Annotated in this window: 15 protein-coding genes; 6 read left to right on the forward strand and 9 right to left on the reverse strand. The window is 72.4% G+C overall.

Annotated elements, in window-relative coordinates; translation table 11 throughout:
* Nucleotides 1-188: 188 nt before the first annotated feature.
* Both IE274_RS28870 and IE274_RS28875 read left to right on the forward strand, forming a co-directional pair.
* Nucleotides 189-1,106 (forward strand): glutaminase, encoded by a 918-nt coding sequence (locus IE274_RS28870; RefSeq protein ID WP_372447127.1) that lies wholly within the window; start codon nt 189-191, stop codon nt 1,104-1,106.
* 34 nt (nt 1,107-1,140) lie between these two features.
* Nucleotides 1,141-1,464, forward strand: coding sequence for a DUF6191 domain-containing protein (locus IE274_RS28875; RefSeq protein ID WP_190118840.1), 324 nt, complete (start codon nt 1,141-1,143; stop codon nt 1,462-1,464).
* Between the two features lie 145 nt (nt 1,465-1,609).
* On the opposite strand, the gene IE274_RS28880 is transcribed toward IE274_RS28875, so the two are convergent.
* Nucleotides 1,610-2,416, reverse strand: coding sequence for a polysaccharide deacetylase family protein (locus IE274_RS28880; protein ID WP_190118841.1), 807 nt, complete (start codon nt 2,414-2,416; stop codon nt 1,610-1,612).
* 140 nt (nt 2,417-2,556) lie between these two features.
* On the opposite strand from IE274_RS28880, the gene IE274_RS28885 reads away from it, so the two are divergent.
* Nucleotides 2,557-3,426 carry a maleylpyruvate isomerase family mycothiol-dependent enzyme gene (locus tag IE274_RS28885; protein WP_190118842.1) on the forward strand — a complete coding sequence of 290 codons (870 nt, stop codon included), beginning with the start codon at nt 2,557-2,559 and terminating at the stop codon, nt 3,424-3,426.
* Between the two features lie 42 nt (nt 3,427-3,468).
* Here IE274_RS28885 and IE274_RS28890 read toward each other — a convergent pair whose 3' ends face one another.
* From IE274_RS28890 to IE274_RS28915, 6 genes are all read right to left on the reverse strand, one after another.
* Nucleotides 3,469-4,782, reverse strand: a complete 1,314-nt coding sequence (locus IE274_RS28890; RefSeq protein WP_190118843.1) for an alpha-glucosidase/alpha-galactosidase — start codon at nt 4,780-4,782, stop codon at nt 3,469-3,471.
* Nucleotides 4,779-5,735 (reverse strand): carbohydrate kinase family protein, encoded by a 957-nt coding sequence (locus IE274_RS28895; RefSeq protein ID WP_190118844.1) that lies wholly within the window; start codon nt 5,733-5,735, stop codon nt 4,779-4,781. Before IE274_RS28895 ends, IE274_RS28890 begins: the two co-directional genes overlap by 4 nt.
* 51 nt (nt 5,736-5,786) lie before the next feature.
* Nucleotides 5,787-6,674, reverse strand: coding sequence for a carbohydrate ABC transporter permease (locus tag IE274_RS28900; RefSeq protein ID WP_190118845.1), 888 nt, complete (start codon nt 6,672-6,674; stop codon nt 5,787-5,789).
* A 31-nt stretch (nt 6,675-6,705) separates the two neighbouring features.
* On the reverse strand, nt 6,706-7,659 hold the full coding sequence (locus IE274_RS28905; protein ID WP_190118846.1) for a carbohydrate ABC transporter permease: 954 nt from the start codon (nt 7,657-7,659) through the stop codon (nt 6,706-6,708).
* A gap of 9 nt (nt 7,660-7,668) precedes the next feature.
* A complete protein-coding gene (locus IE274_RS28910) occupies nt 7,669-8,997 on the reverse strand; it encodes an ABC transporter substrate-binding protein (RefSeq protein WP_190118847.1) in 1,329 nt (442 codons plus the stop codon).
* Between the two features lie 114 nt (nt 8,998-9,111).
* A complete protein-coding gene (locus IE274_RS28915) occupies nt 9,112-9,990 on the reverse strand; it encodes an endo alpha-1,4 polygalactosaminidase (RefSeq protein ID WP_190118848.1) in 879 nt (292 codons plus the stop codon).
* Between the two features lie 271 nt (nt 9,991-10,261).
* On the opposite strand from IE274_RS28915, the gene IE274_RS28920 reads away from it, so the two are divergent.
* Together IE274_RS28920 and IE274_RS28925 are read left to right on the forward strand one after the other, a co-directional pair.
* Complete coding sequence (locus tag IE274_RS28920) at nt 10,262-11,020, forward strand: DeoR/GlpR family DNA-binding transcription regulator (RefSeq protein ID WP_190118849.1); 759 nt, start codon at nt 10,262-10,264, stop codon at nt 11,018-11,020.
* Between the two features lie 228 nt (nt 11,021-11,248).
* Entirely contained in the window at nt 11,249-12,010 is a 762-nt protein-coding gene (locus IE274_RS28925; RefSeq protein WP_190118850.1) for a hypothetical protein, read from the forward strand.
* Nucleotides 12,011-12,066: 56 nt separating this feature from the next.
* Here the strand turns inward: IE274_RS28925 and IE274_RS28930 are convergent, their stop codons facing one another.
* Nucleotides 12,067-12,756: a nitroreductase gene (locus IE274_RS28930; RefSeq protein ID WP_190118851.1), complete on the reverse strand. Its 690-nt coding sequence runs from the start codon at nt 12,754-12,756 to the stop codon at nt 12,067-12,069.
* 101 nt (nt 12,757-12,857) lie between these two features.
* Between IE274_RS28930 and IE274_RS28935 the strand changes: the two genes are divergently transcribed.
* Entirely contained in the window at nt 12,858-13,469 is a 612-nt protein-coding gene (locus IE274_RS28935) for a TetR/AcrR family transcriptional regulator (protein ID WP_190118852.1), read from the forward strand.
* Here IE274_RS28935 and IE274_RS28940 read toward each other — a convergent pair.
* Nucleotides 13,466-14,689 (reverse strand): glycoside hydrolase family 113 protein, encoded by a 1,224-nt coding sequence (locus tag IE274_RS28940; RefSeq protein ID WP_229909870.1) that lies wholly within the window; start codon nt 14,687-14,689, stop codon nt 13,466-13,468. The genes IE274_RS28935 and IE274_RS28940 overlap by 4 nt on opposite strands.
* Nucleotides 14,690-14,839 lie beyond the last annotated feature (150 nt).

A 14,839-nucleotide genomic window follows, 5' to 3' on the forward strand; every position in this document is an offset into this window, starting at 1 on the left:
GCACAGGGTGAACGCGGTCAGCGGGCGCTGGCGCGCGAGCCGGAGCAGACCCCCGGGTGGCGGGGCGGGCGCCCGCCCCGCCCAAGACCCGTACGACCTTCTCCCGGCCCCTGAACATCACCACGGCACGCCTGCCTTAAGGTACTCCGGACACCCCCGTATACCGCGCGAAACCGGAGCAAGTGCCCGTGCCCCCGTCCCTCCAGCCCGTCCTGGACCGCATCGCCACCGAGATCCAGGCCCTGCCCGGCCGTGGCCGCCCCGCCGACTACATCCCGGCGCTCGCCTCGGCCGACCCGCGGCACTTCGGGATGGCCGTCGCCGAGCTGGACGGCACGGTCTACGGCGTCGGCGACTGGCAGCGCCCCTTCTCCGCCCAGTCCATCACCAAGGCCTTCACCCTCGCCCTCGACCTCTCGCTGGACGGCGACCTGCTGTGGGAGCACGTCGGCCGGGAGCCGTCCGGCAACCCGTTCAACTCCCTGGTGCAGCTGGAGTACGAGAACGGCATCCCCCGCAACCCGTTCATCAACGCGGGCGCCCTCGTCGTCACCGACCGCCTGCAGACCCGCACCGGCGACGCGGCCGGGACGCTCCGCGCGTTCCTGCGCGCCGAGTCCGGCAACGACCGGCTCGACTTCGACGAGGCGGTGGTCGCCTCCGAGTCCGCACACGGCGACCGGAACGCCGCGCTCGCCCACTTCATGGCGTCGTACGGCAACATCACCAACCCGGTGCCCACGCTCCTCGACCAGTACTTCCGGCAGTGCGCCATCGAGGCGTCCTGCGCCGACCTCGCCCTGGCCGCCGGGTTCCTCGCCCGCCACGGCATACGGTCCGACGGCTCCACGCTCCTCACCCGCAGCCAGGCCAAGCAGGTCAACGCCGTCATGCTGACCTGCGGCACCTACGACGCCGCGGGCGACTTCGCCCACCGCGTGGGCCTGCCCGGCAAGAGCGGCGTCGGCGGCGGCATCATCGCGGTCGTGCCGGGCCGCTGCACCGTCTGCGTGTGGAGCCCGGGCCTCGACCAGCGGGGCAACTCCGTGGCGGGGGTGGCCGCGCTGGACCGCTTCACCACGCTCACGGGCCTGTCGGTCTTCTGACGGGTCCGAAGCCGTTCTTGGGCAGACTGGGCCCATGGGATTCGCTGTGTTGACGACTCTGCCCGGTCTGGTGATGGTGCTGACCCTCGTCGCCTTCACCGATCAGCTGTTCCTCCGCGCTGGGCGAGCCGGGCTCCTGCCCTGGCGCACCAGCGCCCACCAGGGCCAGATATCGGCGACCGGCTTCGAACAGCTCCACGCCGGCTTCTCCCCCGGCAAGCAGAACGAACTCAAGGAACGCCAGTCCGCGCTGGTGCTGCGCGACGACGAGGAGGACGGGGCGCCGCCGAACAGGACGGTGGTGGACCTGGAGGGCGGGGTCGCGCTCGTCCGTGTACCGCCGCGGGCCGACCGGTAGCAGCCGTCTCCGCCCGCCGCCGCGTTCCCGCTCCGGGGTGCGCTCGGCGCGCTCCCTCGCGCGTACGCCGACGGGCTCGCGGCGAGAACCCGGGCCGCCTCCGCTGCCCCGGTGGCGCCCGCCAGCGCAAGGAGCCGTCGCCTGTTCACCCGGCTTCGGTCAGGAGCGTGCGCAGGTCGGTGACGCGGTAGCCGCGGGACCGTACGGCGTCGATGATCCGGGGCAGGGCCTCGGCGTCCAGGATGGGGAGCTGTCCGCTCGACGAGCCGACGTGCATCTGGATGATCTCGCCCGGGACCAGCTTGTCCAGCGCCCGCTCGACGGCCTTGTCGACGCTCATGCCACCGGCGGTGCCCTTGTATCCGTTGGTGTCGGTGGTCCACTCGATGTCGGCGTACCCCAGTGCGTTGGCCTCCGCGATCTGCTCGGGGGTCGTGTCGCCGTAGGGGAACCGGAAGAACGGCAGCGGCTCGGCGCCGCCGGCGCGGCGGATGGCCGACTGGGCGAGGGTGATCTCACCGGCCCGCTCCGCCGGGGTCAGCTCCCCGAACCGCGGGTGGCTGTGGGAGTGGTTGCCGATGCCGTGTCCGGCCGCCGACATGGCCCGTACCGCCTCTGGGTGGCGTTGCGCGAAGTCGCCCGTCAGGAAGAAGGTGGCCGGGGCCCGCTGCTGCCGCAGCACCTTGAGGATGGTGTCCAGCCCCTGCGTGTTCCACGCGGCGTTGAAGGTGAGGGCCACGACTTTGCCCTGCCCGGGGATCAGCCGGATCGCCGAGCCGTACCAGCGCGCCACGGGTGCGGGCGAGGGCTCGGGAGCGGGCGTGGCGGTGGCGCCCGTGGTGTGTCCGGCCGACCCGTGAGAACCAGCGGCGGGAATGAAGGAACCCGTGAACAGTGCGGTGCCCGCGATCAGCGTGGTGAGCAGGGCGCGGAAGCGAAGGGAGGCGGCCATATCCCCGGAAGCTAATGCGGACCGGAGCGCCGGGCTGCGGGACGCGCGGGCACCGGCCCGGTCAGAACCTGTTCGTACTCCTTTGGCGCGCCAGGGAAACGCGGTGGTCGACCGGAGGGGCGGGCGGGCAGGCTTGGCCCATGAACCCCCAGCCCGGCGACGTGCCGGACCATTCCTGGCTCGGCTCCCCCATCGACGTACGTCCGCTCTTCTCTCCGGAACAGAGCGCGCTCATGGCCACCCTGCGCGGTCTGGCACCCGCGGACTGGGCCATGGAGGCGGTGCCGGGCTGGACCGTGCGCGATGTGGCCGCGCACCTCCTCGGTGACTTCTACGGGCGCCTCGGCCGCGACCGCGACGGGCACACCGACGGGCCCGCCTTCCGGCCGGGTGAGACGTTGGCGGCGTTCATCCATCGCATCAACCAGGAGTGGGTCGACGCCTGCCGCCGGATGAGTGCGGTGGCGCTCGTCGACACCCTGGACCTGGTCGGCGGGCAGGTCGCCCGCTTCTTCGAGTCGACGGACCCGGGCGCCCCGTCCCTGGGGGTGTCGTGGGCCGGAGTCGATCCGGCGCCGAAGTGGCTGGACACCGCCCGCGACCTCACGGAGTTCTGGACCCACCGCCAGCAGCTCCGGCACGCCACCGGCCAGGGGACCGACCCCGACCCGCGGTTCCTGTCCCCGGTCCTGGACACGTTCCTGCGCGCCCTCCCCCACACCCTGCGCGAGGTCGGCGCCCCCGTGGGTACGCAGATCCGGGTACGCGTCGACGGCCCGGCGGGCGGCACGTGGACGGCGACGGCCGTCCCCGTGCGGACCGGTGCTCGCTGGTCACTGGCCGAGCCGGACACCGGGCACCCCGCCGCGACCGTTCACCTGGACGCGGACACCGCCTGGCGACTGTGCACCCGCGGCATCCGGCCCGCCGCCGCCCTGGCCCGCGCCCGCGTCGACGGTGACCCCCAACTGGCCGCGGCGGCCTGCCAGATCGTCTCCATCGTCTACTGATCGGGCAGCGCAGGCGCGGCGAACAGCCCGTGGCGAACCGGGTCAGCCGTCGGCCAGCGGCACCCGCAGCGACGGCTGCAGCCGGTCCCCGTGCGCCCGCGCCAGCTCGTCGCACAGCCGCCAGATCTGGTCCACCGTCAGGGTCGCGGCGGTGGCCGGGTCGGTCATCGCGGCGTGCCGGATGTGGCGCGGCTCGTCGTCGAGGGCGGCGCGGACGACGAGGTCGTTCATGCTCAGGTAGGTGCGGTTGAGGGCGGCCAGTTGCGGGGGCAGGGATCCGGCGCGGGTGGGCTGGATGCCGCCTGCGTCGACGAGGCAGGGCACCTCGACCACGCCGTGGGCGGGGAGGTTGTCGATGAGGCCGTGGTTGGGGACGTTGCCGTAGACGGTGCGCGGGGTGCCGGTGACCATGCTGTGGATGATCTGCGGGGCGTACTCCATGGTGCCCTCGACGGTGAGGGGGGCACCGGTGGCCAGGGCGTCGCGGGTGCGCCGGTACGTGGCGACGTTCTCGTCGACGATGTCGAGGTACGCGCCGACCGGCAGCCGCAGCCGGTCGATCTCGCTGTCGTGGCGCAGGTACCAGGGGACGTACTCGGACGAGTGCTCGCTGGTCTCGGTCGGGTAGTAGCCGAGCCGCCGGTACATGTCGACGCGGACGCGGCGCCGCAACTGCTCGTCCTCGGCGATGAGTTGGTCGAGGCGGGGGTAGAGGTCGCGGCCCCGGTGCTCGATGCGCAGCACCCAGGCCTGGTGGTTGACGCCCGCCGCCCGGTAGGTGATCTCGTCGTACGGGACGTCGAGGAGCTTGGCCAGGTCCTGCATGGTCCAGTACACGGAGTGGCACAGGCCGACGACCCGGGTCAGGCCGGTGGCCCGGGTGAGGTACTGGACGTTCATGGCCATGGGGTTGGTGTAGTTGAGCAGCCAGGCCTCGGGGCAGAGTTCGGCGATGTCCTCGCCGAGCTGCTTGAGGAACGGGAAGGTGCGCAGGGCCCGGAAGATGCCGCCGATGCCGAGGGTGTCGCCGATGGTCTGGCGCAGGCCGTAGCGGGCGGGGATCTCGAAGTCGGTGCGGGTGGCCTCGCGCATGCCGATCTGCACGATGTTGATGACGAAGTCGGCGCCGGTCAGGGCGGCGCGGCGGTCGGCGTGGGCGGAGATGCGGGCGTCGGCTCCGCGTTCGCGGGCGATGTAGCGGGCGGCGGCCTCGGCGGTGGCGAGGCGTTCGGCGTCGATGTCGTGCAGGGCGATGTGGGCGCTCGTCAGCTCGGGGAAGGCGAAGAGGTCGGCGAGCAGTCCCTGGGTGAACTCGACGCTGCCTGCGCCGACGAAGACGATCTTGGGGTGCGTCATGAGGCGTGCGCTCCGGTGGGAGTGGTGTGGATGAGGGCTTCGTACCAGGTGGGCTGGGCCGCGGTGCCGCCGTGGGCCCGGGTGGACAGGGCTCCGCACACGGCGGCGAACCGCAGTGCCTGGTGCGGAGGTTGGCGGTGCAGCGTGGCCGCGATGAAGCCCGCGTCGAAGCTGTCCCCGGCGCCGACGGTGTCCTTCGGGGTCACCGTGAGACCCGGCGCGGTCATCAGCGTCCGGCCGTCGTGGCACAGGGCGCCGTCGGCACCGTTCTTGACGGCGACCAGGGGGACGCGGGTGGCCAGCAGGGCGGCCGCGCGCTGCGGCGTCCCGGCGTGCGGTCCGGCCAGGCACAGCGCCTCCTGCGCGTTGGGCAGCAGGATGTCCGTCTCCGCGAGCACCGCGTCGAGGGCACCCCCGTCCCACGTACCCGACGGGTCGTCCTGCGTGTCCAGGGACGTGGTGGCACCGTGCGAGCGCGCGGTGCGCAGCAGGTCGGGCAGGTCCTCGGCGAGCCGGGGCTGGAGGAAGTAGGAGGCGGCGTGGACGTGTCGGCTGGCGGCGAGCAGGTCGGGGGGGACGTCGCGGCCGGAGGTGGCGGTGAGGGTGCCGGGCGAGGTGAGGACGGCGCGGTCGTCGCCGCGGGTGAGGACGACGGTCAGCGGGGTGGGGCGGGTGGCGTCCAGGGTCAGGGCGCGGGTGTCGACGCCGTGGGCGGTGAGGGTGTCGCGGACGTAGCGGCCCGCGTCGTCGTCACCGACGCGGCCCGCGAACGCCACCTTCAGGCCGAGGCGGGCCGCGCCGCAGGCCATGATCGCGGCGGAGCCGCCGAGGACGAGGGAGCCGGTCTCGGTGAGCTGTTCGCGCTGGCCGAAGGCGAGGGGCTCGGTGAGCGGGCCGAGGATCACATCGGGGTTGGCGTCCCCGATGACGAGCAGGTCGTACACGGGCGGCATCGCGGTCCTTGGGTTCGTACGGCGAGTGGGCGAGGGAGGTGGGCGCGGCGGTCAGCCCTTGAGGCCGCTGGAGGTGACCGAGCGGATGAACGCCTTCTGCGCGAAGAGGAAAGCCAGCAGCACCGGCAGGACCGTGATCACGTTGCCCGCCATCACCGCGGACCAGCGCGTGTGGTGCTGCCCCTGGAAGGTGGTCAGGCCCAGTTGGAGGGTGTACTGGGTGTCGTGGTTGATGGCGATCAGCGGCCAGGTCAGGTCGTTCCACGTGGTGAGGAAGGTCAGCACGGCCACGGTGGCGAGCGCCGGCCGGGCGAGGGGCAGCACGATCGCGTACAGCACCCGCAGCCGTGAACAGCCGTCGATCCAGGCGGCCTCCTCCAACTCCCGGGGCAGGGACAGGAAGAACTGCCGCAGCAGGAACACCGCGAACGGCGTGACCAGCGCGGGCACGATCAGCGCGCCGAGGGTGTCGATGAGCCCGAGCTTCTTCATCACCAGGAAGGTCGGGATCATCGTGAGCTGGAACGGCACCGCCATCGTCGCCAGCATCAGGACGAGCAGCACCCGCGAACCGGCGAATCGCATCCGGGCGAACGCGTAGCCGCCGAGCGTGCCGAACACGAGGTTCGAGGTGACCGCGACGGCGGACACGATCAGCGAATTCAGCAGCCAGCGCGGGAACATGGCGTTGCCGAGGACGTAGCGGTACCCGCCGAGGTCGATCCTGGACGGCCACAGCGCGGGCGGGAAGCGGTTGATCTCCGCGTTGCTCATCACGGAGCTGAGCAGCAGCCACACCAGCGGTACGGCGAACAGCGCGGCCAGCGGCACGAGCAGCAGGTGCCACGGGCTGAACGGAAGGCGCGGGCGCCGCCGGGCGGCGGGCAACGCGGCCGGGCGGGAGCCGACTCGGGTCCGGCCGGTCGTGGTCACGGTCATGGGGCGGCGCCTTTCGTCCGACGGTTCGCGGTCATGAGGCGGCTGCTTTCGTACGAGGGGTCCGCTCGCGTCCGCGTACCACCCGCAGCAGGACCGCCACGACGAACAGCGCGAGCGCGAGGACATAGGCGGCAGCGGCCCCGTACCCGGCCGTGAATTCCTTGAAGGCCTGCTCCCAGATGAAGTAGACGATCACGGTGGTGGAGCCCAGCGGCCCGCCCTTGGTGGTCACATAGACCAGGTCGAAGACCTGCAGGGCCTGGATGGTCTGCCACAGCAGCAGGAACACGCTGACCGGTGTGAGCGCGGGCAGCGTCACGTGCCGCAGGAGTTGCAGCCGTCCCGCGCCGTCGAGGCGGGCGGCCTCGACGAGGGACTGCTGTACGTCCTGCAGGGCGGCCAGGTAGATGACGGTGCACAGGCCGGTGCCGCTCCACAGGGTGATGGCGACCAGCACGAGCAGGGCCTGGGAGGGGTCGGTGAGGAACCCCTGCGGTGAGATCCCGAGGCGGTGCAGGACGGAGTTGGCCGCGCCGAACTCCGGGTCGAGGATGAAGGAGAACAGCACTCCTTGTGCCGTGGCGGAGATGACGAACGGCACGAAGAAGAGTGTCCGGTACAGGCCGACGAAGCGGATCCGCCGGTTCAGGACGAGGGCGAGGGCCAGGCCGACGGCGATGCTCAGGGGCACGTACAGGACGGTGTAGACGACGGTGTTCTCGACCGCCTGGTGGAAGTTCGGGTCCTGGCGCAGGGCGCGGTAGTTGTCGAGGCCCACCCAGCGGCTGGGGGTGACGAGGTCGTTGACCTGGAAGGACAGGAGCAGCGACCAGACGACCGGCAGGATGCTCAGGCCGAGGATGACGAGCACGGCGGGCGAGATGAACGCCCAGGCCGTGGCGGCCTCTCGGCGGCGCCGACGGCGCAGGGTGTGCGGTCCTGACCGGTCCGGTGGCAGGGTCAGCGGGGTGGGAAGTCGGGGCATGTGTGGTCCTCAACGCGGGATCAGCAGGGCGGCGTTGGACTCGTCGGCGCAGGCGCGCACGGCGTCGGCGGGGCTGGAGCGGCCGAGCAGCACGGAGACGACGGCCTGGCCGAGGGCGCGGGAGACGCGGGGGTAGGCCGGGTGGACGGGGCGTACGCGTGCCGAGGAGACGGCTTCGGTGAACACCGCAAGGCCCGGCGTACGGGTGGCGTGCGCGCGCCAGGCCGGGCGGTCCTCGCTGCGGCGGCTCAGCGGGAGGCTGCCCGCCTCGACGTCCCAGCGGCTGTCCTGGGCGGGCTGGGTCAGCCAGGTGACGAAGGTCCGGGCGGCCTGCGTGCGGGCCTCGCCGTTGTCGAACAGCGTCCAGGTGTCGGGGCCCGAGATGGTCATGGGGCGGCGGCTGAAGCTGGGCAGCGGGACGACGTGGTAGTCCATCCCGGCCTGCAGGATGTCGGGCAGTTGCCAGGGCGCGGTCAGCACCATGCCCATCCGCCCGGACACGAAGACCTGGTACATCTGCTCGCTGCCGGGCTTGGGGTCGAGGTAGACGCTCCTGTCGCGCGCCAGGTCCCGCACGACCTCCAGTGCGCGTACGCCCTCCGTCGCGAAGCCGATGCTCTTGCCGTCGTCCGCGATCACGTCCCCGCCCAGGTCCCACACCAGCGGCCACAGCCGCCACACGGTGTCCTCGTCGCCGGTCCCGGGCCAGCCGGTGCCGAAGCGGCCCTTGCCCGCGTCGGTGAGGCGCCGCGCGGTGTCGGTGAACTCCCGCCAGGTCCAGCCCGCCGCGGGCAGGTCGAGTCCGGCCTCGGCGAACAGTTTCTTGTTGCAGACCACGGCCAGGCAGTCCAGGAGCGCGGGCAGCGCCCGGACCCGGCCGTTGACGGTGACGGCGTCCCGGGCCGGTGCCCAGTAGTTCTTCCACGGGGTCGGGCCCCGCTGTACGTGCGCGGTGAGGTCGACGACCTGGGGGCTGCGGGCGACGCTGGCGAGGTCGGAGCCGAAGACGTAGGCGATGTCGGGGTAGGAACCGGCGGCGAGGGCGGCGGTGACCTTCTGCAGCATGGCGTCGGCGAGGACACCGCCGCCCAGGTCCACGCGGATGTCCGGGTGGGAGCGCTCGAACTCGGCGACCAGGCTCTTGATGACCTTGGCGGCGAGGTCGGTCTGGCCGTGCCACATCTGGATGGTGACGCGGCCGTCGGCGCCGACCCCGTCGCCGACGCCCGCGGCACAGCCGGTCAGCGCGCCACCGGCCGCCGCGAGCGCCCCGGCGCCACCGGCGCGCAGCACACCGCGCCGTGACGGCGGGCCCGGCGCGCGGGGTTCTGCGGTCATCTCTGCCTCCAGGAGGGTCGGGCGCCAGTCGTCGGGTCGGCACCGCCGCGGGGCACGGCGGAGCCCGGGAGGGGACGTGCGAAGGGGGCGTGCGGAGATCCGAGGGGGTTCCCGCTAGCAGGTCTCACGGAGGTACGCACCGCTGCCCGCGGGCGAGACGCCGACGTCGCGGCGCACGATGCTCAGCCGGTCGCCCCAGCCCGAGCAGGCCGTGCGCAGGCCCTTCGCCGAGTACTCGATGACGAGGACGTGATCACCGAACGCGTCGGTGTACGTGCCGCATTCGTCCCACTCGCCGCACTCCTCGGCGACGGCGAAGTCGAGGCCGGTCTCCTGGCGGGACGCGGCCAGGTCCGGCGTGTTCTTCTGCGCGATGGCCAGGCCCGCGCTGTGCGCGTGGGCGGAGAGCAGCGAGATGAACGCCTTGGCCTGGCTCGCCTTCAGCAGCTCGGGGAAGCGGGTGTACGTGTCGTAGTTGTCCGGCTCGACGGCCTGGAACCCCTTGTCCGCGCAGCCGTCGATCCACCCGTTGACCTTGGCGGCGATGCGCTCGCGCTGGTCGGCGGTGCGGATGTCGAGGACGGCCTCGCCCCACTCGCCGTCGTACACGACGTCGCCGTTCGCGTCCCGCAGGAGCAGGTCCTTCTCCCACTCCTGCTCGGCGCCGGGCTGGGCCTGGAAGGCGTTGACGTAGCAGAGGTTGTAGCGGCCGGGGGCGGGGGTGGCGGCGCGGTCGCGGCTGACGACCTCGACTCCGGGGGGCGGGGTGTAGGCGCCGCCGATCTGGTAGTCGAATCCGGTGTGGGGCGGGGGAAGCCGGACGGCCCGCGCGTCGGCTGCGGCACCGGCTGAGGCTGTCGCTTCGCCGGACGCGGTGGCACCGGCCGAGGCGGTGGCACCGGCTGACGCCGAGGAGGGGGCGAGCAGGCAGGCCGCCGCGGTGGCGGCGAGGGCCGCGGTCGTACACCTGCGGGGAACACGATTGAGGCTCATCAGTGAGCTCCAGCTGTGGGAGGGCACGTCCCCGCCTCGGACCCACAGCGGTCCTGGCGACTCAGTCCGGGCTCATGGCGAAGGGCCAACTACCGGCTAGGCGTACCTCTGCGCCGAGGGCTCGTCATCGGCGTTGCCAGGGAGTTAAGCGAGCGCGTTCGACCCTGTCAAGGGATCGGATTTGATTGAACTACCGCGAGATCGCGCACAACCGCGCTCACCTGGTGCGCGATCACTGAGCGAAATCGCCGCCCGGGACTATGCTCGCCGCGTGCTGAGAAGCGACCGCCATGTGCGGATACTCGACCACGTCGCCGCGCAGGGAAGCGCCGACGTGACGCAGTTGTCCCGGTTGCTCGGGGTCTCGCAGGCCACCGTGCGCCGCGACCTCCGCCACCTGAGCGACCAGCGGCTCCTGGAGCGCACCCACGGCGGGGCGCTCCCCGGCGGCCTGAGCATCGAACTGCCGCTCCAGCACCGCGCGGACCAGCGTTCCCCGCAGAAGCAGGCCATCGCGCGGGCCGCCGCCGACCTCGTCCCCGACGGCGCGGTGGTCGGCCTGACCGGCGGCACCACGACGACGGAAGTGGCCCGCATCCTCGCCGACCGCGGCCCCGTCACCATCGTCACCAACGCGGTCAACATCGCCGCCGCCCTCGTGCTGCGCCCCACCGTCACCCTGATCGTGATCGGCGGCACGGCCCGCAGCGAGAGCTACGAACTCGTCGGCCCCATCGCCGAGAAGACTCTCGCCGACCACCACACCGACATCGCCTTCCTCGGCGTGGACGGCATCAGCGCCGCGCACGGCTGCACCACGCACGACCAGTTGGAGGCGGCCACCGACCGCGCCTTCGCCCGGCACAGCGGCCGGACTGTCGTGGTCGCCGACCACTCCAAGATCGGCCGGACCACGTTCGCCAAGATCTGCCCGGCGGCCGACGTGCACTGCCTGATCACCGACGCCGAGGCTCCCTCGGCGCAGCTCGACGGGATCGCGGCCGTCGGCGTGGCGGTCACCGTCGTATGAGGCCGTCGTGCCCGTGATCGCCACCCGCCCTTCTCCGGTCCGGGGCGGGCACACGTAGCCCTCCCCCTCCCTTCGCCGGAAGCGGGCCCCGGCCGTCTGGCGTAGCTGTGCCGTGACCCCCTTCGACGGGGGCGGTCGCGCACCTACGCTGGCGGCCCGGCGCACGGTCGACGCCTCCGTGCAGGCCGGTCGGGGGGCACGTCGGGGGGCACGATGGGATCCAGGGGCATGGCAGCGGGGGTCGTCGCTGCGCTGATCGGCGTGGCGGGGATGATCGTCGCCGCGCTCATCACGGTGAGCGGCGACGGCGGTGGGGACAAGTCGGGACCGAGCACGATCGTCCAGACCAACGAACACGGCGACAACGTCCTGTGCATCGGCGACGGCCAGGTCTGCGTGGGCAGCACGGACAAGGCGACACCCAAGTCGTCCGCATCGCCCCCGGCGCCGGAGAAGTCACCGCCTCCGACGTCACCCGCGCCCGAGGACCCGCCCGCGGACCGCCCCCGTATGCCCTCCCCGACGGACGACGACGGCGACGGCGGGACGGAGCCGAGGCCCGACAGCGCCGCCGTCGCCTCCCTGCTCTCCCGGGCACCCCGGGTGGCGCTGCGGGGCCCCGGCCCCGGCGCCCTGCGCGCCGCGCTGCTCGACGTCCCTTCCCCGGCGCCGCGGTGGAGCACGCTCGGCATCGGTGCCCTTCGGCTGCGCGCGGCCGGGGTGGACGGGGTGCTGTTCCGGCTGCCGACGCCAGTGTCCGCCGGGGTGTCCGTCGAGACGTCACAGGCACCGGCCGACGTGGAGTACGTCTTCTTCGACACCGACGGGTGGCGCCTGGGCACACAGACCGCGGCCAGCTGCGCCACGCTGTGCCCCTCCCTGACGCAGAACCAGGTGACCGCGCCCCAGTACCAGCACGTCCTGGTGACGGACGCGGGCCGCAGCGCGGGCTGGCCGCCGGGACAGCGGTACGTCTACACGCCCGGCTAGGAGCACGGAGGCTGTCACCGGCGGTCCAGGGGCTCCAAGGGCTAGCCGGAACCCGCCTAGCCGTGGAACGTCGCGAGCGTCTCGAGCGCCGCCCGCTCGGTCGTGACGCGGTTCACCGGTGCCGCCTCGTCGGCATAGCCGAAGGAGATGCCGACGAGCAACTTCCCTTCGGTGACGCCGAGTTCGGCGCGGACCGTGTCGGCGTAGAAGCTCAGCAGCCCTTGTGGGCAACTCGCCACGCCGTACGCGGTCAGCGCCAGGAGCAGTGTCTGCATGTAGGCGCCGACGTCCGCGGCCAGGCGAGGCCCGCCGTCGCCGGTGACGAACAGGAACGCGGCGTGCGGTGCGCCGTAGAAGCGCAGGCTCTCCGCGTCGTAGGCCGCCCGCGCCGCGTGGTCGCCAGGGGCGATGCCCAGCGCTCCGTACAGTTCGGCGCCGAACGCCGCCCGTCGCTCCTGGTGCACGGACGTGTAGATGTCCTCGGAGTACGGAACGTCGATCGAGGTGCGCTGTGCGGCGTGGGCCGCCTGCAAGGCGTCCGCCAGGCGTGCGCGCTTCGCGCCGCTCACCACCTCCACCTGCCACGGCTGCGCGTTGGAGTTGGACGGCGCGGCGCCCGCCAGCGAGAAGACCGCGCGCAGCGTGTCCTCGGGCACCGCGTCCGGGCGGAAGGCGCGGGTCGCGCGCCGCGCGCGTATCAGCTTCTCGGCGCAGCCACTCAGTTCGGTGGGGATCGACGGACCCATGGATCACTCCTCGACGACAACCAATGTAAACGGGGTCGTTTACTTGGCGCGACCCTAGCAAGCCACTCCCCTCGAAGTAAACGCGGACGTATACTTCGCGGATGGGAGCGACGACCACGACATCGACGACCACGGCGCCTCAGGGGCGGGGACGCGGCGGACGGGAGCGCGTCCTGGCCGCCGCCGCCCGGCTGTTCGCCGTCCAGGGCATCAACGCGACCGGCATGGAGCAGGTCGCCGAGGAAGCGCCGGTGTCCAAGCGCACGCTCTACGTGCATTTCCGGACCAAGGCCGACCTGGTCATCGCCCACCTCCAGGACCTCGCGTCGTCAGGGGCCACCCTGGAGAGCGCACTGACCCGCGCAGACGTCCCCCCGCGGGAACGGATCCTCGGGCTGTTCGACCCGCCGCCCGCGGCGGACGCGGCACCGGTGCGCGGGTGCCCGTTCATCGATGCCGCAGCAGAGTTCCCCGACCCGGAGAACGCGGTCCACTCCTACGCGCGCGAACAGAAGCTGCGGATGGTGGAGCTGGTCACCGTGCTGGTGACGGAGCTGGGCTGCCGCGAACCCGCCGCGCTCGCCGAGCAGTTGGTCACCCTCGCGGACGGAGCGGCCAGCCGCGCCATGGTCCTGGACGACGCGGGCTACGGACGGCACGCGCGGGCGGCGGCGGAGATCCTCCTCGCGCACGCCCTGCCGGAAACGGCCTAGCGGTCCCTGCGAGGGGCCTCGGACAGGCCCTGGCGGTCCCTGCGCTCGGCGTGCGCGAAGTGCCGCGCCACGGCGTGGAACGACTCCTTCGGCTCCCAGTGCCAGCGTGCCGTCGGGCTGTCCGCCGCCTTCCAGATCGCCTTGGTGAGGCTGTAGCTGGCGATGTCGAGGTCGTAGCGGCGCTCGCGACGGTGCGGGGCGTCGGAGGTGACGAACTGGTACACCATCGCCGCGTGCAGGTTCATCTGCTCGAAGACGTTCAGGACCTCCCCGAGGTACTGCGCCTGGGTGTGCTCGCTGCGCCGCACGCCCATGCGGACCTCCGGCTTGGGCTTGCTGTAGTCGACGACGTCCCAGCCCATGCCGCCCGCGTCGGGCGCGCCCTTGAAGGTGCAGGTGCCGCACTCCGTGATGGCGACGGGCTTGCCCCACTTCCGGTACGGGGCCAGCTCCTTGACGTGACCGCGCGGATCGGCGAAGGACTCGTAGTAATTGACGCTGACGATGTCGAACAGGTCCCAGTCGACCTTGTCACCGTGCGCGGAACCGTACGTCAGCGGACCGCGGAACACCCGGCGGCCGGTCTTCGCGGCCAGGCCGATGAACCGCGTCAGCTTCCGCTGCGCCGCCTCGGGGTTCCAGTTCCCCTTCAGCATGTTCTCGATCCGCTCGACCGCGTTCGCCCCGGGGACGATGCCCGGCACGAACAGGATGAACTCGCACCCCACGCTCAGGTACACCCGCGCGCCCTGGCGGCGCAGCCGCTCGGCCTGCCTGCCGGTCTCGGCCAGGTGGTCGAGGATCTCGCGCTCGGGTACGTCGGCCATGCGCGGCTGGAGCCACACGTGCATCCCGTGCTCGGCCGCCTCCGTGGCGGTGGCGGTCAGGCGCTCGACGCCGGTGCCGAAGGCGGCGACCGAGTTCGCGTGCAGCTCGCGCCGGATGGACCGCATGTCGGACCGCATCCGGGTGCGCTTCCAGCCCGTGTGCGGGGTCTCGCCGTCCTCGCACTCGTACATCACGCCCCGGCGGACGAGGCCCCGGCCCGGTGTCCGCTGCTCGCCGGCCGGGTTCGGGGTGGCAGGGGTGCGCGTACCGGCGTCCGGGCCCGTCGAGGCTTCCGGGCCCGTCGCCGCGGCCGCCTCCCCGGTCAGCGCCGTGCCCACCAGCGCGCCCGCGCCGACCGCCGCCGCCCCCGCGAGGAAGCTCCCTCTGGTCATCGCTTCGATCCGCATCAAGCACTCCCGCCGTCGCCAACTGGTCGTGTTCCAGAGCGCTTCCGGAACGTCTCCAGCGTCGGTGGCGGGCGGGGGCCCGATCATCAGCCATCGGTTCTCGCCGCCGTATCCAAAGTCGAGACCGTGCGATCG

Source organism: Streptomyces flavofungini (assembly GCF_014650815.1).
GTDB classification, from domain to species: Bacteria; Actinomycetota; Actinomycetes; order Streptomycetales; family Streptomycetaceae; genus Streptomyces; species Streptomyces flavofungini.